This is a genomic window from Candidatus Edwardsbacteria bacterium RifOxyA12_full_54_48 (assembly GCA_001777915.1).
Lineage (GTDB): Bacteria > Edwardsbacteria > AC1 > AC1 > EtOH8 > UBA2226.
Map to the genome: position 1 here is coordinate 22,339 of MFFN01000003.1, position 22,579 is coordinate 44,917.

16 protein-coding genes are annotated in these 22,579 nt (G+C 56.6%); 2 read left to right on the top strand and 14 right to left on the bottom strand.

The window, feature by feature from the left end:
• Positions 1-21: 21 nt before the first annotated feature.
• The 3 genes from A2273_07470 to A2273_07480 form a co-directional block, all read right to left on the bottom strand.
• Entirely contained in the window at positions 22-1,716 is a 1,695-nt protein-coding gene (locus A2273_07470; GenBank protein OGF08177.1) for a type IV-A pilus assembly ATPase PilB, read from the bottom strand.
• Positions 1,717-1,795: 79 nt separating this feature from the next.
• The gene (locus A2273_07475) at positions 1,796-2,218 is read right to left on the bottom strand and encodes a hypothetical protein (protein ID OGF08178.1); all 423 of its coding nucleotides are present in this window, start codon (positions 2,216-2,218) and stop codon (positions 1,796-1,798) included.
• A gap of 19 nt (positions 2,219-2,237) precedes the next feature.
• Entirely contained in the window at positions 2,238-7,844 is a 5,607-nt protein-coding gene (locus A2273_07480; GenBank protein OGF08179.1) for a hypothetical protein, read from the bottom strand.
• A 131-nt stretch (positions 7,845-7,975) separates the two neighbouring features.
• Between A2273_07480 and A2273_07485 the strand changes: the two genes are divergently transcribed.
• Together A2273_07485 and A2273_07490 are read left to right on the top strand one after the other, a co-directional pair.
• Positions 7,976-9,208: a hypothetical protein gene (locus A2273_07485; protein OGF08180.1), complete on the top strand. Its 1,233-nt coding sequence runs from the start codon at positions 7,976-7,978 to the stop codon at positions 9,206-9,208.
• Positions 9,186-10,274, top strand: coding sequence for an LPS export ABC transporter permease LptG (locus A2273_07490; GenBank protein OGF08181.1), 1,089 nt, complete (start codon positions 9,186-9,188; stop codon positions 10,272-10,274). Before A2273_07485 ends, A2273_07490 begins: the two co-directional genes overlap by 23 nt.
• A gap of 184 nt (positions 10,275-10,458) precedes the next feature.
• Here A2273_07490 and A2273_07495 read toward each other — a convergent pair whose 3' ends face one another.
• From A2273_07495 to A2273_07545, 11 genes are all read right to left on the bottom strand, one after another.
• Positions 10,459-11,715, bottom strand: a complete 1,257-nt coding sequence (locus A2273_07495; GenBank protein ID OGF08182.1) for an adenosylhomocysteinase — start codon at positions 11,713-11,715, stop codon at positions 10,459-10,461.
• A gap of 236 nt (positions 11,716-11,951) precedes the next feature.
• Positions 11,952-13,097: a methionine adenosyltransferase gene (locus tag A2273_07500; GenBank protein ID OGF08183.1), complete on the bottom strand. Its 1,146-nt coding sequence runs from the start codon at positions 13,095-13,097 to the stop codon at positions 11,952-11,954.
• Between the two features lie 34 nt (positions 13,098-13,131).
• Positions 13,132-14,109 (bottom strand): hypothetical protein, encoded by a 978-nt coding sequence (locus tag A2273_07505; GenBank protein OGF08184.1) that lies wholly within the window; start codon positions 14,107-14,109, stop codon positions 13,132-13,134.
• The gene (locus A2273_07510) at positions 14,106-15,179 is read right to left on the bottom strand and encodes a bifunctional phosphoglucose/phosphomannose isomerase (protein OGF08185.1); all 1,074 of its coding nucleotides are present in this window, start codon (positions 15,177-15,179) and stop codon (positions 14,106-14,108) included. The genes A2273_07505 and A2273_07510 overlap by 4 nt, the downstream gene beginning before the upstream one ends.
• Positions 15,176-15,754 (bottom strand): hypothetical protein, encoded by a 579-nt coding sequence (locus tag A2273_07515; protein OGF08186.1) that lies wholly within the window; start codon positions 15,752-15,754, stop codon positions 15,176-15,178. Before A2273_07515 ends, A2273_07510 begins: the two co-directional genes overlap by 4 nt.
• Before the next feature lie 11 nt (positions 15,755-15,765).
• Positions 15,766-16,956 (bottom strand): UDP-4-amino-4,6-dideoxy-N-acetyl-beta-L-altrosamine transaminase, encoded by a 1,191-nt coding sequence (locus A2273_07520; GenBank protein OGF08187.1) that lies wholly within the window; start codon positions 16,954-16,956, stop codon positions 15,766-15,768.
• 1 nt (position 16,957) lies between these two features.
• The gene (locus tag A2273_07525) at positions 16,958-18,829 is read right to left on the bottom strand and encodes a hypothetical protein (GenBank protein OGF08188.1); all 1,872 of its coding nucleotides are present in this window, start codon (positions 18,827-18,829) and stop codon (positions 16,958-16,960) included.
• 17 nt (positions 18,830-18,846) lie between these two features.
• Positions 18,847-19,539, bottom strand: coding sequence for a hypothetical protein (locus A2273_07530; protein OGF08189.1), 693 nt, complete (start codon positions 19,537-19,539; stop codon positions 18,847-18,849).
• A 30-nt stretch (positions 19,540-19,569) separates the two neighbouring features.
• Positions 19,570-20,049 (bottom strand): hypothetical protein, encoded by a 480-nt coding sequence (locus A2273_07535; GenBank protein ID OGF08190.1) that lies wholly within the window; start codon positions 20,047-20,049, stop codon positions 19,570-19,572.
• Positions 20,050-20,130: 81 nt separating this feature from the next.
• The gene (locus A2273_07540; GenBank protein ID OGF08191.1) at positions 20,131-21,324 is read right to left on the bottom strand and encodes a hypothetical protein; all 1,194 of its coding nucleotides are present in this window, start codon (positions 21,322-21,324) and stop codon (positions 20,131-20,133) included.
• Positions 21,317-22,555 (bottom strand): hypothetical protein, encoded by a 1,239-nt coding sequence (locus A2273_07545; protein ID OGF08192.1) that lies wholly within the window; start codon positions 22,553-22,555, stop codon positions 21,317-21,319. The genes A2273_07540 and A2273_07545 overlap by 8 nt, the downstream gene beginning before the upstream one ends.
• Positions 22,556-22,579 lie beyond the last annotated feature (24 nt).

A 22,579-nucleotide genomic window follows, 5' to 3' on the forward strand; every position in this document is an offset into this window, starting at 1 on the left:
AAAGGTTAGATATTGTGATTATCAATCTGAGGCCGTCTCCACGATGGCCGCCTCCATGGTGGTGATGCCTTTTCTGACCTTATCCAGGGCGTCCTCCCGCAAAGATTTCATCCCCAGCTTGATCGCCATCTCCCTGATCTCATCGGTGGAGGCCCGGGAGACTATCAGCCTTCTTATCTCAGGGCCGATGGTCATCACCTCAAACACCCCCACCCGGCCCTTGTATCCGGTATTATTGCACTCCAGGCAGCCCTTGCCCTTGAAGAACTCCACTCCCTGGAAGCTGGCGGGATCGATCCCCATCTTGACCATCTCCTCCGGAGATATCTTCTCGGGCTCCTTGCATTTTGAGCAGACGCGCCTGACCAGGCGCTGGGCCTCGATCAGGTTTACCGTGGCGGCTATCAGGAAGGGCGGGATCTCCATATCCAGCAGGCGGTTCAGCGAACTGGGAGCATCATTGGTGTGCAGGGTGGACAGCACCAGATGTCCGGTCATGGCCGCGGTCATGGCGATCTCGCCGGTCTCCCGGTCCCGGATCTCCCCCACCAGCACGATGTTGGGGTCCTGCCGCAAAAAGGCCTTCAGGGCCTTGGCAAAGGTATAGCCGATCTCCGGGCGGACGTTGACCTGGTTGATCCCCACAATGTCGTATTCCACCGGATCCTCGGCGGTGACGATGTTGACCCCGGGTTTGTTCAGGCGGGAGATGCCGGAATACAGGGTGCGGGTCTTGCCCGAGCCGGTGGGACCGGTGACCAGTATCATGCCGGTGGGCCGGGTCAGGGCTTTCAAAATATCATCCAGGGCTTTGCCCTCGATGCCCAGCTGGGTCAGGTCGCCGCCCAGGCTGGTCTGCTCCAGCACCCGGATGACGATCTTCTCGCCGTATTTGATGGGCATGGTGGACACCCGCAGATCCACTGTCCGGTCGATAAGTTTGATGGAGAACCTTCCGTCCTGCGGCAGGCGCCGCTCGGTGAGGTTCAATTTGGAAAGCACCTTGATGCGCGAGGCCAGGGCCGCCGAGATCCGGCGGGGCGGCGACATGGTCTCCTGAAGAACCCCGTCTATCCGGTAGCGCACCCTCAGGATCTTTTCGTAGGGCTCTATATGGATGTCCGACGCCCCGCGCTTGATGGCGTCGATGACGATGCTGTTGACCAGTTTCACCACCGGGGTGGATTCGATCTCGGCCTGGCTGGCCACCTCATCCATGTCCTTCTCCACCAGCTCCATGTCCTCGGCGGCGATCTCCTGCTCCACCGACTTCAGGGCCTCGGCCCGGGTGGTGCTGCCGTAATGCTTGTCCAAAGCCTTCTCCAGCGAGGTCTCGGCGCAAACCACCGGCTTGACCTCCATCCCGGTGAGGAAGGCGATATTCTCCATGGTGAACACGTCGGCGGCGTTGGACATGGCCAGAAACAGGGTCCGCCCGGTCCGCTTGATCGGCATCACCTGGAATTTCTGGGCTATTTCCGGTGGGATAAGTTTTAGAACCTGGGGATCCAGTTCGGCGGTGGAAAGATTCACCGTGGGAAGGTTTAGCTGCTTGCCCAGGAACTGGGTGATGGAGTCTTCGGTCATAAACCCCAGCTTTATAAGACTGGAGCCCAGCTTGGCTCCGGAGCTTTTTTGCTCGGCCAAGGCCTTGTCCAGCTGATCTTTGGTTATCAACTCGGACTGCACCAGCATGTCGCCTAATTTCAAACCCATAGCATCTCCCTCAATTTGAAATAATATAGCATATGCAAGTTGCAAATGTCAAGCAATTTGTCTTTTAACTTGATGGCCCTTAATGGTCTACAAATACATGTTCCCTGAGCCGGTTGAATTTTTTATGACCGATGCCCTTGACCTTCATCAGGTCCTCGATTTTCTGGAAATCGCCGGATTCCCTCCTGAAATCAATTATTTTTTTGGCCATCGCCGGGCCGATGGCCGGAAGCTTCTCCAGGTCCCGCGGCCCGGCCCGGTTGAGGTCAATCTTTTCGGCCGGGACCTTTTTGGCGGCCCATCGATTTTTTGCGGCAGCCGGTTGTTCTTTCTGCCAGGGGGGCGGTTGTTCGATGGCCCGGGGCAGGTCCGGGCCGCCGTATTTAAGCTCCGGGGCAGCGCCCGGATGGCTTTTCTTGTAGAGCAGCACGGCATTGCCCAGCGCCAAGGCCACAATAAAAAAAATTATTACCTTTTTTTCATCCGGCGTTAACCCAAACATATTCCCCACCAACCAAGCGTTAAAACTTGATCTCCACCGAGGCATTGAAGGCGGTTCGGTCGCTGTTATTGCTCCTGGCAATCTTGTCCTTGGTGAAGCTGTAGTCAACCGAGGCCGATCCGGTGATGCTTCTGGTGAAATTGTACTTGGCGCTGGGCGACATGGTAAATGAGTGAACCAGCGAGGTGTAGCCCAGCTCGGTTATCTTTTCATAGCTGGTCTCGGCAAGCAGCTGTTTCAGGGCGGCTATCTCCCCTTCCGGGATCTCATTCCTGGCGCCGATGATGGAATAGCCGAACAGTGATGCCAGGCTGAGCTCGCTGTTGAATTTTATCCTCTTTTTGCCCAGCTTCCACAGGTTGAGCTTGAAACCCTTGGGGGCGCTGAAGGAATAGGAAACGGAACTGCTGGTCTTAAAGGTCTGGTTGTAGGTGTCCCGCCCCTGGCCGATAATGTCGTCGTTCTTCTGGCTGCTGTAATCAAAGGCCAGGCTGGTGCTGATGTTCTTCTTCCATCTCCCGGACATTGAAAGTATCGGGCTGAAATTGTTCTTGGTGGAGATCCTGACCAGCGCCTTCTGGTTCTCCCAGGTCTTGTCGATGGTCCGGCTGTAAGAGGAGGTCAGGCTGGCGCTGGTCAGGGTCTTTTTCCACAGGCCCCATCTCTCCAGGCCGGCCAGGGTGGCCCTCAGCTCAGGCCAGGTGACGCTGCGGCTGGAGTTCTGGGCATCGCCCACAATGATGGTATCATCGCTGCGGCGGAAGGAAAGGTTCAGCGACAGCCTCATCAGCTCCAGGCTGGTGCCCAGGGAGTATGAGTTGCGGATGGTATTGCGGTCGGCGCTGGCCTGAAAATACCTGGGGATATCCGCCACCTGCTGCTTCAGGCCGAACTGGTACAACAGATCGGGGCGCCTCATCAGCAGGTTCGAGGCCTGGCTGGAGTTATCACGGCTGAACGAGGCCTGGACCCCTCCCAGCTTGTTGAACAGGTAATCGATCTTTGTCACCAGCCATCGGGGGCTTCCCACCTCGGCCGAATCGTCCCGGGCCTTGTTGCGCCAGCCGGTGACTTTGGCCAGCCATTTGCCCACCTCCAGGCTGCTGTTCAGGGACAGGCTGTTGGAATTGCTGACGTTCAGCAGGTGGAAGGTGTCCACGATGCTGGGCTTGGCAGCCAGGCTGTGGCCCTCGCTGTATTGGGTGGAGAAGGCCAGGCTGGGCTTGATGACCTTCAGCCAGCCCAGGGTGGTGCTGTAGTTCACCCTCTGGGAACGTGAGGTCTCGGACCCCAGGCCGAACTTTCTGGCCCATTCCCCCTGAAAGAACCGGTCCTTCAGGTTTCTGGTGGTGTTGAAGGAGTAACTCAACGAATTCATCAGCTGCCAGGAGAGCTGTCCCTGGCCGTTTCGGGTCTCCCCGCTGCCATTGTTGTTCTTGACACCGGTAAGCTTGTCCCAATACCAACGCTGGGTTTGGTTGCGGGACCATCCCAGGCCCAGGGAGCTGGGCAGATAATAAAATTGCCACCCCGGCCAGGTCTTGAAGGATTTTTTTTCTCCCGAGCTCCAGCCATAGCCCAGGCTCAGGCCGGTGGAGGTGTTGCTGTCCGCCGTGGTCCGGCTGTCGGAGACGCTGCGGCTCCAATTGAACCGGGGCGAGATCCGGTCGATGGTAAGATTGGTCAGCCACCATTGGGTCATGCTCTTGGAGAAGGAAACGTCAAACCCGGCATTCCGGGAGAAGGCCCTCTGGGCCCGGCTCTCCTCCTCGGTAAGCCTGATATCGTCAGCCCCGTATTCGCCATACTGCTGGGATTCGCCGTATCGGAAGCCGACGGGAAGGGCCAGCCCCAGCCGTTCCAGATACAGCTTATGGGCATTGAGGCTGCCGTTCAGGCTGTAGCTTATATTCTTGACCCCGGAGCCGGTGCCGTCGGTATCGATCCCATACCAGTGGCTTCCGGTCTTGTTGTATGCGGCGTTGAGCGATAACAGGTCGGCAAAGTTGATCGAGGCGCTGGAGGCAATGGCGGTGCCCCGGTCCCGGCGGACATCGTCCAGCCGCAGTTCGTCGAACCAGACCTCGTCGCTGAAGATCCGGCCGGTGTCGTCATTGAAAATGCACAAAGCGATCCCGTTAAGTTCCTTCAAGCTGGGATTTCCCTTCAGGGAATAGTTGCCGCTGGTCCTTATCTTATTGGTGGTATCCGTCGGGAACGGCAGCTTCTTCAGGTCGCTGAAGGTTAGGACATCCATGATCATCTCCTGCCAGCCGGAAGACAGCGTTTGCTTGTATTGATAGTAACTGTTGGGATCGTTGCCGATCAGCCGCAGGGCGAACGATTTCCTGACCCGGGTGGTGTCGTTGCTGTGGGCCCAGATCTTCAGGGTTTTATACCCGGTGTAATTATTCTCCTTATCCCGCAGTATTTTCCAGGCTTTGACATAATGCCCGGAGCCCAGGCTGTCGATGTTGAAAACCAGGCTCTGCTCGAACTCCACCCTCCCTTGGTCGTCCTTCTGTTCGGTATTGGGGGGCAGACTATAATCGGGATTATCCCGATTGTTCTTTACCTCTATGGTGAACTTTTCGGAGGAGGCCACGGCGTCGAGGGTGTCGTTGGAAAAAACCCCCTCCTCCTGCCAGCGGTTGCCGCTGACCTCTACCATGGCTATCTCAAAAGCGGTGCTGGCCGGACAGCTGTCCACCCAGATCCGGGCATACTGTATGGAACTCCAGCCCAGCTGGGGCCCCACCGGCTGGGCGGTATCCAGCAGAGCCGACAGCTGGTGCCAGCCATAAGCATTGGTATCACTTTTAGAGAGATCGAAACGGAAAGTGTAATAATTATTGCCCAGCTGGGGCACGTCCAGAGAATCCAGACCGTTCATCTTGAGATCCTCGGTATCGTAATAACCGTTGCCCTCGGTGCCGTTTATTTTGCTGTAATCCGGTTTGGTTATGTCAACCACATAATCATCGGCCCCGTCGTCGCCCGATGAGGCCAAATAAGTGCTGTCATTACCCTTCACCCGGTCCAGGCCGATATCGTGGGCATCCATTAATACCGGCTCCCGGTTGAGGTTCAAAGGCTCGCAGTCCACTTTATTATTCTGGGGATGCAAACCCTTCTTGGTCCACCACACCTGATCCTCATCTATATTACGGCCGATATCTATATGGACTATTCCTTTACTATTTAAGCCCCTTATCCAGAGGTTCAGCAGTTTGCTCTGGCTTAAGTCCAGCCCGGTTTTGCTTAACAGCTGGGTGACCCCGGCCCAAGAGTTCAGAGTGTCCTGATGTCCGGCTTCATATATCAACCGCAATGTTCTGATGGTTTCGTTCCTCTGGGTCTCGTCGGTGATGGCGGGATTGATCTCCTTCATGGTGACCTGGGTGGTGGGGTTGTACCAGTAAAATGTTCTGGCCAGCATGGTGTCGGTCTTGCCCGGGGGGACGCTGGTGCGCACCCAGGCCGAGCGGCTGAGGTTGAACTCGTCGGACACCTTGCTGCCGTCCATATCGTCAATGTACACCTGGCCCTTGGTATTGGGGTTGGGAAAGTTGCCGGCGATCTCGCCGGTAAGCTTAAAGTTTGACGGGGCCTCGGTCTCCACCAGGGGCAGGGCATTGGTCCAGCTGGTGAGAAAATCGGGGGCGGCCTGGTAGCTTCCGTCCAGCCCGGCCACGATTATCCGGCGGGGCTCCTCGCCCAGCCGGGGCTTTTCATCCGGGGTCTGCTCGCTGCGGTACAGCCAGGTGCCTCCCAGCTGCCCGCTCTCCCCGAATTTATAGATGCCCCGCAGGCCGGCCAGGGTCTTGGACCCCAGAGCGAACGACGGCAGGTACTGGTAATCTATCTTAAGGGCGGCGCTGCTGCCCTGGAGGATGGTCTTGATCCGGTCGTTGAAGGTGACGGTGCCCATATCGTAATCCACCGTATATTCGCTGGAAGAGACCGGTGATCCGTTCAGGGTGACGCTGACCGTCCCCTCCAGCAGACGGCCCGGGGCATTCAGGGCATACATTGCCACGGTGGACTTATAGGTGATCAAAAAACGGAATTTGGCGGAATAATTGGTCAAATTCTTCACCCGGTAGATATCGGGGCAGCTGTCCGGCAGGGCCGGGGACAGGAACGGTTGATCTTGAGGGAAGGAGAAATAGCCCTCCTCTTGATTGATATAATAATCATTAAGGTTTCCGTCAGATTCCAGGAACAGAAGCTCCAGGAATGTTTTCTGGCTGTCAAGATCATTCTCCAACCATTCATTCTCTTTGCGGTATTGCAGCTTTATGGTCAGGGTGGAGAAATCGATCCCTCGTCCATTTAACGAATAATAATTTCTTTTTTCATAATTCCAACAGTAGCCGTTTATGGAATCCGGGGGCTGGCAGTTGGCCGGCTTCACCAGCATCAGGGTGTCCGAATTGTCGAAATCATGCTTGCTGGGATAATAACCGCCGTTTTTGGTCTTGTAGGCCACCCCCAGCACCGATTGGTCATAGATGCCGTTGGTAAGGATTATCCGTCCGGTGACGGGATTGTCCAGGATGAAATCGGTGATCTCGGTCTTGATGTCCATTTTAACCGGGCCGTAAATGGTATCCCGGGCAATTCCCCTGAAATCCCGCCAGCTCCGGTCCTTCAGATAATGGGGGATGGCATTGGGGGTGACGTAATCATTGCCCGACTTAATATATACTTTTATGGCCTCAATAGCATCGCCCCCCGCCAATCCCCCGGGAATGATCTCATATACCGTATACTGCATGAATTCATTGTCCGGATGGGTGACGGAAGACGCTACGTTCGAGCCGGAGAAGGTGTTGGTCTGGTTCTGTCCCTCGTCCTTGCTGGCGATGGCCGTCAGCTCGAAGCCCCCCAGCCGGGCCACCCCTTTCAGCCCGAACAGGCCCTTGTGGACCGTGGTCAATCCGCCCACCAGCGAGGAGCCGCTCAGGGAAAATTCGGTGTCGCCGGCCTCCAGGCTCTGCAGCACCTCGTCCTCCTGGCCCTCGTACCGCAGACGGACCTTGCTGCGCTTGTCAATTTCGGCCTCGCTGTCGTAATCGATCAGAACATGGACCCGGTCCCCGATCACCCCCTCCAGGTTCACCCGTTGCTCCTGCTTGATGTTTATCTTGTTGTCGTCGGTGGTGGCATTGGCGTCCAGGTCCCGGCCGATCTGGTTATAAGTGGTCCGGTCGTATCCGGCGGTTATCTTCTGGTTGCCGCTGACCTTTATCTGGGCCCCGGAGCCGAAGGCCTTGCCCAGCCCCGGAATGGGTATCTGGATATCGGGGATCAAACCCTCCCCGGTCCTCTCCTGGGGCGGCTTTGACAAAAAGGCATAATTATTCTTTGACCAGACGCTGTCAGTTCCAGCAGTTCGCAGTTTTTCCCAGAAGGCGGGCAAGCTGTAATACCGGATGGCAAATGGCTGCTGAGAAACAAGCTCCTGTTCTATCATCAGCCCCAGCCGGTAGTCGATGCTATAGCTGCTGGTCTGGGCGCTTTTCCGGAAGCCTTCAGCATTATAATCCGCCGTGATATCCTCCCATGGTCCGAATTCCTGGGCCCCGGCCTTTCCGGCGATGGTCAACGCCAGGGCCCCCATTACGGCAGCTAAAGATAGCGGATATATTTTGGATTTTCTATTGAGCATATGGTTAGTTTATCACAGCTTATGTTTCAACTTCAATAAAAATTCTTGCTTTTTGAGCAAATACCGTATAACATTACAGGCCTATGAAGATAATCGACCGGTATCTGATAAAGGGCCATGTCCTTCCGTTTATTCTGGCCCTGACCGTGCTGACCTTCGTTCTGCTGATGGACCGGCTGTTCGAGCTTATCAATATGATCATCCAGAAAAAGGTGCCGATCCTGATAGTCAGCAAGGTGTTTTTCCTGAGCCTCCCCTACATGCTGACCATGACCATCCCCATGGCGGTGCTGGTGGCGGTGATCATGAATTACGGGCGCTTGGCCCAGGACAACGAGCTGACGGCCATAAGATCCAGCGGGACCCCCTTTATCAGGCTTATCATCGCTCCCTTCCTGGCCGGGATCATCCTGACCGCCGGGCTGTATTTTTTCAACGACCGCCTGATGCCCGAGACCAACCACATGGTCAAGAACCTGCTGATGGACATCTCCGAGACCAAGCCCACCCTGCAGCTCAAAGAGAACATATTCATCACCGACTTTCCCGATTACAATATCCTGATCCGGCGGATCGACCCCAAAACCTCGGAGCTGGGAAATATCACCATCTATGAGCAGAGGGGGAATTCCCAGCCCCGGACCATCCTGGCATCCCGGGGGAGGCTGATGGTGACCCCCCAGGCCGCCTCGCTGAGGCTGGAACTGATGGACGGGGAGATCCACCAGCTGGACCCCGAGGACAAGACCCGCTATCACCGCATCAGTTTCAAAAAACATATTTTATATCTGCCCATGGACCCCCAGATCCAGCATCAGGTGCGGACCTACCGCAGCGATCGGGAGATGTCCTCGGGCATGATGCAGCAGGTGATCGCCGATATCCGGAAAGAATTGAGACCCCTGGAGGCCCAGCTGGCCGACAGCTCCGGTCTTCCGCCCCCCCGCTTGAGCCAGTTGTCTTCGGAGGTCCACAACCGGGTGTCGGAGATCCGGCGCTACCAGGTGGAGATCCAGAAGAAAATGGCCATCCCGGCGGCCTGCCTGGTGTTCATCCTGATCGGGGCCCCCCTGGGCATCATCACCCGCAAGGGCAACTTGGGGGTCAGCTTCGGGCTGTCCTTGGGATTTTTCGTCCTGTATTATATAGCCCTGATCGGCGGCGAGGAGTTGGCCGACCGGCAGATCCTTTCCCCGGTGCTGGCCATGTGGGCCGCCAACATGGTGCTGGGAGGCTGCGGCCTGATCCTGCTATTCTGGAAGAATTATGAACTCAGATTCAAAAAGAACCGATATGCCGATAAAAATACTGGATAGATATCTCACTCGGGAATTCCTGAAATCGCTGATCTTTTCGCAGACCGCCTTTGTGCTGATCTTCGTGCTGGTGGATATCTTCGAAAAGCTGGATATGTTCATCGACCACCGGGCGCCCTATCATCTGGTGGCCCTGTTCTATATCTATCAGATACCGTATATCATGATCCTGACCCTGCCGGTGGCCATGTTGTTGGCCAGCATGGCCACCATCAGCCAGATGGCGCGCCACCACGAGATCGTGGCCATGAAAGCCGCCGGGCTGAGCCTCTACCGGATATTCGCCCCCCTGTTCATATTGGGACTGCTGATAAGCCTGGCGGTGATGGCGGTGGGCGAGACCATCGTGCCGATCACCAACCAGAAAAAAGGCAACCTGGAGAGGATCCGGATAAAGAAGCAGCTTTCCCAGGAGCCCCAGACCAGGTTCAACCTGCTGTACGACGGCAGCCAGGGCCGCCAGTTTTTCATCAAAAGATACAACGTGGAAAAAGCGGTGATGGATTCGGTCTCCATTTTCCAGGTCGACCAGCAGAACCGGATATTGCAGCGGATAGACGCGGCCAAAGGCGTCTGGACCGGAAACGTCTGGCTGCTGGAAAAGGTCATAATCAGAAATTTCCGTCCCGACGGCACGGAGATCTCCGACAGCCTGCAGCAATTAAAACTCACCGGCTATGAGGAGGCCCCGGCTTCCTTCTCCAAGCGCGAGCTGCTGCCCGACGAGATGGGTTTCTTTGAATTGCGCCAGTTTATCGATCGGCTAAAAAGATCCGGCAACCAGGTCCAGCAATCGGTGGTGGATCTGTACCTCAAGCTATCCTTCCCCTTCGCCAATTTTATCATCCTGCTGTTCGGGCTTCCCCTGCTGTCCAATTCCCGCAAAGGCAGCACGGCCTCGGGCTTTGCCATATCGTTGTTGACCTGTTTTGTTTTTTGGGGATTGCTGCAGACCGGACGGGCCCTGGGGCACAGTGCCACACTTTCGCCCATCCTGGCGGCCTGGCTGCCCAACATCATATTCGGGGCCATCGGAGCCTTCCTGCTCTACCGGGCTCCCAAATAAAACGACCGATCCGGCCCAGCAATAACCACCGCCCCCGGACAGACATTGCCCTGGGGGTCCAGACTGACGAGGCTTCTGGCGGTTATTGCTGACGTTGATCGGTCGTTAAATATGCTCCGGCGAATTTTTATGGAATGCCTGACAGGCTCCGGCCTGTCAGGCATTTTTTTGATGACTGATTATTTTAGGTTCCCATCTCCCAGGAGGCCAGGTATTTTTTCTGCTCGGGGGTCAGGGCATCCAGCTTGGTGCCCATGGCCTGCAGTTTGATCTGGGCGATCTTGTTATCCAGCTCCAGCGGCAGGGCGTAGACCTTTTTATCCATGCCCTTTCCCTTCTTGACCAGCATCTCGGCCGCCAGGGCCTGGTTGGCAAAGCTCATGTCCATCACGCTGGCCGGATGCCCCTCGGCTGCCGCCAGGTTGATCAGCCGGCCCTCGCCCAGGATGATGACCTTGCGGCCGTTCTTGAGGGTGTACTCCTCCACGAACTCCCGGGTGGTCCTGACCGACTTGGAGGCCTTTTTAAGGCCGTCTATGTCCAGCTCGACGTTGAAGTGCCCGGAATTGCAGATGATGGCTCCGTCCTTCATGGCCTTGAAATGCTCCGGACGGACCACGTTGATATTGCCGGTGACGGTCACAAAGACATCGCCGATCTTGGCCGCCTGGGACATGGGCATCACCCGGAAGCCGTCCATCACGGCCTCCAGCCCCTTGACCGAATCTATCTCGGTGATGATGACGTTGGAGCCCATCCCCCTGGCCCTCATGGCCAGCCCCCGGCCGCACCAGCCGTAGCCGGCCACCACCACGGTAGAGCCGGCCAGCAGGATATTGGTGGCCCGGATGATGCCGTCCAGGGTGCTCTGCCCGGTGCCGTAGCGGTTGTCGAACATGTATTTGGTCTGGGAATCGTTGACCGCTATCACCGGAAAGGCCAGGGTCCCGGCCTTCTGCATGCTGCGCAGGCGGATGACGCCGGTGGTGGTCTCCTCGGTGCTGCCGATGATGTTCTTGATAAGATCCTGGCGGGTGGTATGCAGGGTGGAGACCAGGTCGGCCCCGTCGTCCATGGTGATATGGGGCCGCTGATCCAGGGCCTGGTTGATGTGCTTGTAATAGAGCTTGTTGTCCTCGCCCTTGACCGAGAAGGTCTGGATGCTGTAATCCTTGACCAGGGCGGCGGCCACGTCGTCCTGGGTGGACAGCGGATTGGAGGCGCACAGCCGAAGCTCGGCTCCGCCGGCCTTCAGGGTTCGCATCAGGTTGGCGGTCTCGGCGGTGACATGCAGGCAGGCCGAGATCTTGTATCCTTTGAGCGGCTTGTCCTTTTCGAACCTGGTGCGGATGGTCTGCAGCACCGGCATGTATTTGTCGGCCCACTCTATCCGGTTCTTGCCCTTGGTGGCCAGTTTGATGTCCTTGATATCGTAATTCATTCTTTCTCCTTTTGTTTTTTGCATCTATTCAGCCTTACTTGTACCATCGTTTCTCAAGATTGGCCACATAAAGCACATAAATCAGAAAACAAGATATTTTAATTGTATTTTTAGCTTGCAAGACGGAATGCCAATGCCCGCGGCGCGCTTAGATTCAAGTGCTTGGACATTTGCTAATCGGCCATTGCTTTCTCAACCATTTTGTGCCATCTGTGCCTTTTGTGGTTGAAGAGTTGCTATTTCTTGGCTGCGGATTTCAGTTTGTCGGACAGGTCGGTCTTCTCCCAGGGGAAGCCCTCATCCTCCCGCCCGAAATGGCCGTAGGCGGCGGTCTTGCGGTAGATGGGCTGGCGCAGTTTGAGCATGTTGATGATCCCGTGGGGGGTCAGGTCGAAGTACTGCCTGATCAGCTTGGTCAGTTTGGCATCCTCCACCTTGCCGGTGCCGTAGGTCTCCACCATGATGGACACCGGCTCGGCCACCCCGATGGCGTAGGCCAGCTGGATCTCACAGCGGGCGGCCAGGCCGGCGGCCACGATGTTCTTGGCGATGTACCTGGCGGCATAGGCCGCGCTGCGGTCCACCTTGGTGGGGTCCTTGCCAGAGAAGCAGCCGCCGCCGTGGCGCCCGATGCCGCCGTAGGTGTCGACGATGATCTTTCGCCCGGTCAGTCCGGTGTCGCCCTGGGGCCCGCCGATCACGAACCGGCCGGTGGGGTTGACCATGATCTTGGTCCGGTCGTCCATCATCTTGCTGTCCACCACCCGGTTGATGACATGCTTGATGATATCCCGCTTGACCTTGTCCTCGGAAACATTGGCGTCATGCTGGGTGGAGACCACGATGGTGTCCACCCTCTTGGGCACGCCGTTGACGTATTCGACGGTCACCTGGGACTTGCCGTCGGGGCGCAGGTAGTCCATGGCGCCCTTTTTGCGGACCTCGGACAGCCTCTTGCACAGCTTATGGGCCAGGCTGATGGGCATCGGCATCAGCTCCGGAGTCTCGTTGCAGGCATAGCCGAACATCATCCCCTGGTCGCCGGCCCCGCCGGTATCCACCCCCATGGCGATGTCGCAGGACTGCTCCTGGATGGAGGTGATCACCGCGCAGGTCTCGTAATCGAACCCGCTCTTGGCGTCGGTATAGCCGATATCCTTGATGGTCTCCCGCACCAGCCGCGGTATATCGATGTAACAATTGGTCGATATCTCGCCCGCCACCAGCACCATCCCGGTGGTCACCAGGGTCTCGCAGGCCACCCGGCCGTTTATATCCTGATCCAGGATGGCATCCAGTATCGCATCCGATACCTGGTCGCACATCTTGTCGGGATGCCCTTCGGTCACCGACTCGGAAGTCAAAAGGTGTCTCTCCGTCATTTTACGCTCCTTGAATTTTATGATTTATATTTGTTTATGATAGATCCACTTCGGAGCCGTCCCCCACGCTCAGCTTCCGTTGTTTGCCCTTGACCACGGCGTTATCGCCGATGATGGATTTTTTAAGCATGATCGAGTCCAGGCATACGTTCCGGCCGATGATGGTGTCGCTGATAAGGGCATTCTTTATATGGCTACCGGCGGCCACCGACACATAGGGCCCGATCACCGATTTTTCGATCCGGGCGGAGGGGTCTATGGATACCGGGTTGTTGATGACCACCCCCTTGATTTTAACGGATTTTTGGAGATACAGGTCAAGCAGCTGCCGGTTGGTGTCCAGCAGGGTCTCCGGCTTTCCGCAATCGTACCAACCGTCGACGGCGAAGGTCTCCATGGTCTGGCCCCGATCGATCAGCAGTTGCAGGGCGTCGGTCAGCTGATATTCGCCCTTGGTCCTGATGTTCTTTTCCATCAGGGTGCTGATGGCGCTATACAGCTTCGGCATGTCTTTGATCAGATAGATGCCGACGATGGCCAGATTGCTCCGGGGATGCTCCGGTTTCTCCACCAGTTTGGTGATCTTGCCGTGTTGATGCTCCACCACACCGAAACGCCGGGGATCGCTGACCTCCTTGACCCCTATCTGGCTGTTTTTTTTGGATAGCAGCTTCTTAAAATCAGTGCTGAAAACGGTATCGCCCAGAATTATCAGGGCATCGTCCTTTTTCACCGCCTCCCGGGAGAGGTATATGGCATCGGCCAGGCCTTTGGCCTCCGGCTGAACGATGTACTTTACTTTGAATTTATAATGGCCGTCCACATATTCTTTGATCCGGTCGCCCATCTGGCCCACCACCATCACGATCTGGTCTATCGGCAGGCCGACTAATTGATCCAGGATATGGCCGATCATCGGTTTTCCCGCCACCGAGATCAGGACCTTGGGGGTGGTATGGGTGTGGGGCCGCAGACGGGTACCGGCGCCGGCCACCGGAATTATCACCTTCATCTTCTTTCCTTAAGAACCGATTTCAAACGGTCGATCCTCTTGACCGGCATGGGATCCACCTCATTTAAAAGCGCCAGATAATAGCTGATGAAATCAGCCAGATACAACAGGGAGAACATCCGGGCCAGCGGTGATCTGCCCTGGCTTTGAATTTTTATGATCCCGGCCGACTCAGTGGTAATTATATCCTGTAGCACATCAAAACGCAAGCGGTTCCTGGGATGATCGCCGGAATCCTGCAGGAGCAATATCTTGGCCCTCGACCCGACCTCCGGCAGCTTCTCCCACCCCACGATCTCGTTATGGCACAGCTCCGGCATGGCCGCCCAATAGGAAAGTATCTTGGCGTTCTCGTTCAGCTGGTTGGCCCAGCGCCGGGCCACCGGAGCCAGCAGGTCGGAGGAGGCGTAAACCACCGGCAGGTAACCGTAAATATCCCCGGCGATCTGTTTGGCTTTATTCTCCCTGCCGGGTTTGTCGGCCGAATAATCGCCGGATAACTTTTTCAGGATATCCATCGTCTCATCCAGAGCCCCCGACTGATCGGATACCAGGCCGCTAGATATGAACAATCCCAACAGGCTGAAAAAAGAGTAGCCCAAGGCGCCCCGGGGAGGCAATCCGCCCGGGATGGTTATGAACGGAAGGCCCCCAGACAGGCACCTTTCCTTCAATTTTCCCCCGGAGGTTATGGCCGCCACGGTGGATCTTCTTTTAAGGGCTTCCTCGAAATCAGACAGGGTTTCCTCGGTCTCTCCGGAATAGCTGCTGGCGATCACCAGGTCGTCCTGGCCCACCCACCCCGGCAGGCCGTAGTTGCGCTGGACAAGGATCGCCGAGGGGACCAGGTCCGCCAGGCAGGAAGCCAGGATATCCCCGGCTATGGCCGAACCGCCCATCCCGCAGATCACGATATTGCGGTAGGCGGTGCGGGGCAGCTTGACATCAGCTTTCCGGGCGATCTCGATGGCCTGGCGGCATTGCCCGGGAAAATCTGCGATAATTTTTCCCATGCCGGCAGGGTCGAGCCTGGCCAGCAGCGGTTGGTCAATTTTGTCCAGATCGGTCATTGCAACTTTTCCACTAGATTTTCGTTTTGCTTTTTATAATGCCGGTGGCAAGCACTGCAGGTGCATTCGTCCGATTTATTGAAATCCAGCCGCCCCCCGCATTCGCACATCCAGCCGATTATTTTGGCCGGCACCCCGGCCACGATGGCGTAATCGGGGACGTTGAAACGGGCCACTGAGCCGGCCGCCACAAAGGCATGCTTCCCTATGGTATAGCCGCAGACGATGGTGCAGTTGGCGCCCAGGCTGGCCCCGGTCTTGACCAGGGTGGGGATCCATTTGCCGCCCTTGGGGAAGGCCGCCCGGGGGTTCATATCATTGGTAAAGACCATGGAGGGCCCGCAGAAAACGTTGTCCTCCAGGGTGACCAGGTCGTAGATCGAGACGTTGTTCTGGATCTTGCAGTTATGGCCGATCTCCACCCGGCTGCCCACGTAAACGTTCTGCCCCAGCGAGCAGTTCTGCCCGATCCTGGCTCCTTGGGATACATGGCTGAAATGCCATATCTTGGTCCCGTTGCCGATCTCTGCCGGCTGGTCCACGTATGCGCTTTCGTGCACAAAATAGTCGCTCATTTAAGCACCTTTTATTTTATGTTATTGAAAATTATTTTTCTTACGGCGCAGACGACATCGTCCACATCGTCCGGCGTCAATCGGGTATACAACGGCAGGGTGACCTCCCTGGCCGACAGGTCCTCCGCCACCGGGAGATCGCCGGGCTTGAACCCCAGATGTTCGCGGTAGTAGGAGAACAGATGCACCGGCAGGTAATGCACATTGCTGCTGATATTCTCCTGCAGCAGCAGTTCGATGAAACGATCCCGGCCGATCTTCAATTTATCGAAATCTATCAGCAGCGGAAAAAGATGCCAGCAGTGGCGGCCGTCGACGGGATCCCCGGGCAACACGATCTGAGGAATGCCGGACAGCCCGTTACGGTATCGATCAACAATATTTTTCCGCTTGACCAAGTTGCCTTCCAATTTGCGCAACTGGTGGATGCCCAGGGCCGCCTGCAGGTCCATCATGTTATATTTATAGCCCGGAGCGACGATATCGTACTGCCACTTACCCCCGGGGGCGAATCTTTTCCAGGCATCCTTGTTCATCCCGTGCAGGGCCATGGCCCGGAGCCGGTCGGCCATTCCCCCGTCTCCGGTGGTCACGGCCCCGCCCTCCCCGGTGGTGAGATTCTTGACCGCATGGAAGCTGAAAACGGTGAAAGGGCTTATGGAACCAATCTTCCGGCCCCGGTATTCCGCCCCGATGGCGTGGGCGGCATCCTCGATGACCGCCAGATCATGTTTTTGGGCGATGGCGCCGATGGCATCCATGTCGCAGCTTCGGCCGGCGAAATGCACCGGGATCACCGCCCTGGTCCTGGGGGTCACCGCCTGCTCGATCCGGACCGGGTCCAGGTTGAAATCCTCCCGGCGGACATCCGCCAGAACAGGAAGCGCTCCGACATGCAGGATCACGTTGACGGTGGCGGCAAAGGTATAGGGGGTGGTTATCACTTCATCGCCCGGGCCGATGCCCAGGGTCTTGAGGCACAGGAACAGTCCGGCGGTGGCGGAGTTCAAGGCGATGACATTATCGCACCCCAGGTACCCCCCCAGCTCCTGTTCAAACCTGGCGGTCTTGGGTCCGGTGGTTATCCACCCGGAGCGCAGGGAATCCACCACCTCATCTATCTCCTCCTGCCCGATATCGGGCGGTGAGAACGGCAGCATGGTTTCCCGCCGGGGCCGGTTTGAATATCTTTCATCCTGCATTTTAGGCATCCCTGAAGTTGGGGATTATCTTCCTGATGGATCCCACCACTTTATCATGTTCGCCGGATATTGCGGCCTTCTGCAAGGCCGGCAAAATTTTCGACAGTTCCTTCAGCCTGGCATGTTTCCCCCTGACCATGAAGATCTGGGCATGCTTGGTGGCTCCCACTCCCTCCTCGGCCGTTAACAGCTCCTCGTAGAGCTTCTCCCCCGGCCGCAGACCGGTGAATTCGATCTTAATCTCCGAATCGGGTTCGAACCCCGAAAGCTTGATCATATCCCGGGCCAGGTCCACTATCTTTACCGGCTGGCCCATGTCCAGCACGAACACCTCCCCGCCCTTCCCCATGGCCCCGGCCTGGATAACCAGCTGGACGGCCTCGGGGATGGTCATGAAATACCTTTCCATATCCGGATGGGTGACGGTGACCGGCCCTCCGGCGGCGATCTGTTTTTTGAACAAGGGAACCACGCTGCCGCGGCTGCCCAGGACATTGCCGAAACGCACCGCCATGAATTTGGTATTGTCCCGGCCCACCAGGGCCATTATCACCTTTTCCGAGATGCGCTTGGTGGCCCCCATGACGCTGGAGGGATTGACCGCCTTATCGGTGGAGATCAGGACGAATCTCTCGGCTTGGTGCTTCATCGCTGCCTCGGCCACCGCCTTGGTGCCGAAGATGTTGTTCTTGACCGCCTCGCCGGGATTATGTTCCATCATCGGGACATGCTTATGGGCCGCAGCATGAAAAACCACCTGGGGTTTGTATTTGGCGAATATATGATCCACCCTTTTGATGTCAGCCACATCGCAGATCAGGGTCTCCACTTGTTGCGCCGGATGACTGCGGGTAAGTTCGGTGGCGATCTCATAAAGGCTGTTCTCGCCCTTGCCCAGCAGGATCAGCGACTTGGGGTTTAAGAGAACGATCTGGCGGCAAAGCTCCGAGCCGATGGAGCCGCCGGCCCCGGTGACCACCACGGTCCTGTTGGTCAGATAGCCGGCGATCTCGTCCAGGGCGACATTCACCGGCGGCCGCCGCAGCAGATCCTCCAGTTCGATATCCCGGATCTGGTTGATGCTGACCCCGCCTTCGATTATCTCCTTTATCCCCGGGACGATCTTGAACTTCAGTCTGGCCGAATGGCACTGCTCGACCACCTCCCTGACCACCGAGCCCGGCGCCGAGGGAATGGCGATTATTATCTCCTGGGCCTTATTTTCCTCCGCCAAACGATCGATGTCCGCCCGACCGCCCAGAATGGGGATCCGATGGATCTCCCGGCCCCTTTTCTTGGGGTCATCGTCGATGAAACCTACCGGTTGATAGCCGTACTCCGGATGGGCCATCATCTGGCGGACCACCATCTCCCCGGCATCGCCGGCGCCTACTATCAGGATCCTTTTACGCTCTATATTTTTCGAATGAACATCCGATTGATATTGGTTGAACATCCTCAATCCCAGACGGAGCCCTCCGATCATGATGATGTCGCCCAGCCATTCTGCCACCATCACGCTCAGGGGATATCCGTCCAGCCATTCCAGGCCCATCACCACCCGGGCGAAATATACCCGGCGCACCAAAAATGAGGAAACAGCTATAAGCAAAGTGCCCAGGGTGATTGCCTTGAAAATATTGACCAGGTCATTGACCCCGATATATCTCCAGACCCCCCGGTAGATCCCGGAGAAGAACAGCAGCAGAACCCTCAAGGTGGTGATGAACAGCGCGATCCGGAAATACTCGGCCCGGTAATACTGGGGGATGGTCCAGTCGAACCTGAGGCTGAAAGCCAGCCATAACGACAGGTTCAGCAGCAGGACATCCGCCAGGAGCATCCACAGGCGTTTTTTCTCTATATATCTCATTTCGATCCTTGGTGGTTCTAGCCGGGCCCGGGTTTTATCACCGCCAGGTGATGGGTGCACAGCGGCCCGATGCCGGACAGGAGTTCGCACAGCAGCCAGCTGAATCCGGCCAGCCGGCGTGACAGGGGCGGAGCCAGGGTGGTTGTTTTGAGATCAAGCTCGCAGCCGGGGAACAAATTTACGATCTCGCTTCTTTTTATCCCCTGGACGTCGGGGTTGCCGGGATTATCGTACCTGAAATCGTACCACAGGATGATCCCGTCCCGGCGCACCACCCGGAGCATCTCGGCAGCGATGTTCCTTCTCATCTCGGCCGACAGTATGGAGGTGAATACCGTGCTCTGCAGGACGATGTCAAATTCCTGGCCGGGAAAGGCCAGGATTTCGCAGTTCCCCTGGGTGATGTTGATGTTGGGGTACAGGCTTCTGGCCCTGGCCACCCTTTCGGGCAGAAGGTCCACCCCGTAAAGATTGGCCGGGATGGCCCCGTATCTCATCAGCTCCCTCAGCCAGAATCCCTCCCCGCAGCCCACCTCCAGTATTTTATAACCGCCGAAATTCCGTTTGCCGTTCTTTTCCAGAAGTTTCAGCAGGACCCTTTCCCTCTGTTGCAGCATGAACAGATTGCCCCGGTTGAACAGGCTGTACCGGTCGCCGGTGGAATTTTTCCGGGATTGGTATCTTTTTTTTATTTGAGCCACCTCATCCATACCTGTCGTCCCTATCTTTTGCGGACTGGATCAAAATGCCCCTTTGCCGCTTATCACAGCGCTGATCGTTCTGAACAATATCCACAGGTCGAAGCAGAAGGTTCTCCTTCTGATGTAATATATATCCAGCCGGATCTTCCGGTCCATATCCAGTTCGTCCCGGCCCATCACCTGGGGAAATCCTGTCAGGCCCGGCTTGACCGACAACACCTTATTCTGCCAGGCTGAGTAGGTCTTGACCAGCGGCGGTATCTCCGGACGGGGACCCACCACCGCCATATCCCCCTTGATGATGTTGAACAATTGCGGTATCTCATCCAGGCTCCAGCGCCGCAAAAATCCGCCCGCCCGGGTGACCCTATGGTCCCCCTTTACCGCCAGCAGCGGGCCCTTGCTTTCGGCATCGGGCACCATGGTGCGAAACTTGTAGATCTTGAAGGGTCTTCCGTTTCGCCCTATCCGGTCCTGCATAAAAATGGCCGGCCCCCTGGAATCAATAACAATCACCATAGCCAATAACACCATCACTGGCAAGGAGATAACAATTGCCAGGATAGCTAATATTATATCACATGGACGATTCATTGTCTATCAAATATTGCATTTTGGTTTTGATGTAAATGTTTCGCTCATCGCAACCGAGAGGCCCACCAGGAACCAGATTATGGTGACGACCTCCGAGTCGCCGAAATTCCATTCCGCCATCCCGTTGGTCAGAAATCCGATGACCGCCGCCAGCAGGGCCAGGGCCAGCAATTTATGGCCCGGCGGGGATTTGGCTATGGTGCCGATCATCTGTCCGATCACCATCCACCATAAAAAAAGGAACGACAGCAGTCCCGCCAGCCCCATGGTGGCCGCGATGTGGATAAAATTATTATGCAGATGGCCCAGCCTTCGATTGTTCCCATGCAATCGGATGTCCTCCGACGAGCGCTTGGCCTGGTACAATTCGCCCAGGTCGATCAAACCGGTGCCCAGGACCGGCCTTTCTTTTATCAACTGCCACCCTATCCTCCAGATGGTCAGCCGGGCCTCCCAGGTGTTGTCCTTTTTGTAGGTCATAAACCTGTCCGAGGCGGGATTGAAAACGAACAGGCCTGCGCCCAGGGTCGCGGCCGCCAGCAGGATGATGATCAGATAGCGTTTTTGGAAAAGCAGAATGGATACTATCCCGGCCACCCAGCCCAGCCAGGCGCTGACCGTCTTGGTCAGGACCAGGCTGATAAAAGTTATGGCATACAAGGCGGGAAATAGATATCGTTTGAAGCCCGGTTGGTTCAAATAAAAGGCCGCCAGCGGCAAGAACAATATTCCGGCCATCATGAATATCCCCCCGGAGGTCATGGCCATCCCCTGAACGGCCAGCAACCTGGACTGCAGTCCGGCCAGATTCATGATCAGACCGAATATGCCGGTCAATGCCGTCATCAATGCCAGCAATTGAACCAGCTCAAATATTCTCTTGATGCCCTGAGTGTTGAAAGCCACCAGATATACCGCCGAAAGCAGATAGAATTTCTTCAAGCTGATGAAACTCTCCGCCGGTTTAAGGGAAAAGGCCGAGACCAAAAGCGATAGCAAAAAGAACCCCAGAAAGGGGGTATCCAGTACCGTCCGGTATCCCAGCCATCTCTTGGTGACGATCGATCTGGCCAGGAACGCCAGCCACCCGATTCCCAGCGATATCTGGCAAAAAGCTATGGAGACCGGCATGGAGCCGACAAACCCCACTAGCGATGCCTGTATTACCCGGTCCAGCATCAGGACGGTCTTATCATTCATAGTTACCGTCGTTCTGGCGGGATTCGAGTTGGTTCAACCATTCTCCCACGATCCTCTTCCAACTGAGATATTTCAGGGCATAGTCCCTGCCGTTAAGCCCCATTTGCTTTGAGGTTTCTCCATCCCCGGCCAGATCGGCTATCGCTTTGGCCAGGGCCGTCGGATCCTCGGGGGAAACCACCACCCCTCCCTTTGAGTCATGGACCAGTCTGGCTCCCTCGCCCCGGCCGCAGAAGATGACCGGCTTGCCGCAGCTCATAATGGGAAACATTTTGGACGGCCTGGCCCCCCGGAAAAGCTCCAGGTCCTTCAAGCAGACCAGCCCGGCCAGGGAGATAGAGAGATACTTATTGATCATCTCGGGAGGCACCGGGTCAAGGAACCTGACGTTATCCAGGTTTCGTTCTTGGGCCATCTGCTGCAGCTTATTGCGTTCCGACCCGCTGCCCACCATCAGCAGAACCATCTGCCGATGGGAGTCCCTTATTATTTGGAACGCCTCCAGCACCGAGCCCAGGCCCTGGGCAAACCCCAGGGTGCCGGAATACAGAATGATATCTTTCCCAGCCAGCCCCAGATCTGCCGCCAGCTGCATATCAACCGGTGAAGGGCGAAACATCTCCGTATCCACCCCGTTGGGAAGATACAGTATTTTCCGGGCCGGAAGTCCTTTGCTATTTATCAGCCGGTCCCGGATGCCCTGAGTTACGGCAATGACATATTTGGCTCGGTTATATATCGCCCTTTCGGCCATATATAGCATTCGGGCCGCAAGACCGTTCCTCATCAATCCCAGGTCGATTATGGAGTCGGGCCACAGGTCGGCGATGTTGAAGATGAACGGCACTCGGCGAAAGCAGGAATAGACCATGGCCGTCCAGCCCAGGAACAGGGGCGGTGATTCCACCCAGACAAGGTCGGGTCTTCCCGCTTTCATCATCCCCCAGAAGGACGACAGGGTGAAAGAAAGATAATTGAAAATCCGCTTCAACCCCGCACCGATCGCCGGATATATCCAGGTCCGGTGTATCTTTATCCCCTGCGATATTTCCCAGGAGTACATCCGGCTTTTATATCCCGGGAAATACCGTCCCAGCGGATGGTTGGGAATGGCCGTAACCACCTCCACCTGGTGTCCCTTGGCCACCAGCTCCCTGATCATGGCCTGTAGACGGACCTGCGGCGCCCCGACCTCCGGCGGGTAATATTGGGTCAGTATCAAAAATTTCATGATCGCCGATGCCTGTCCTCAAGA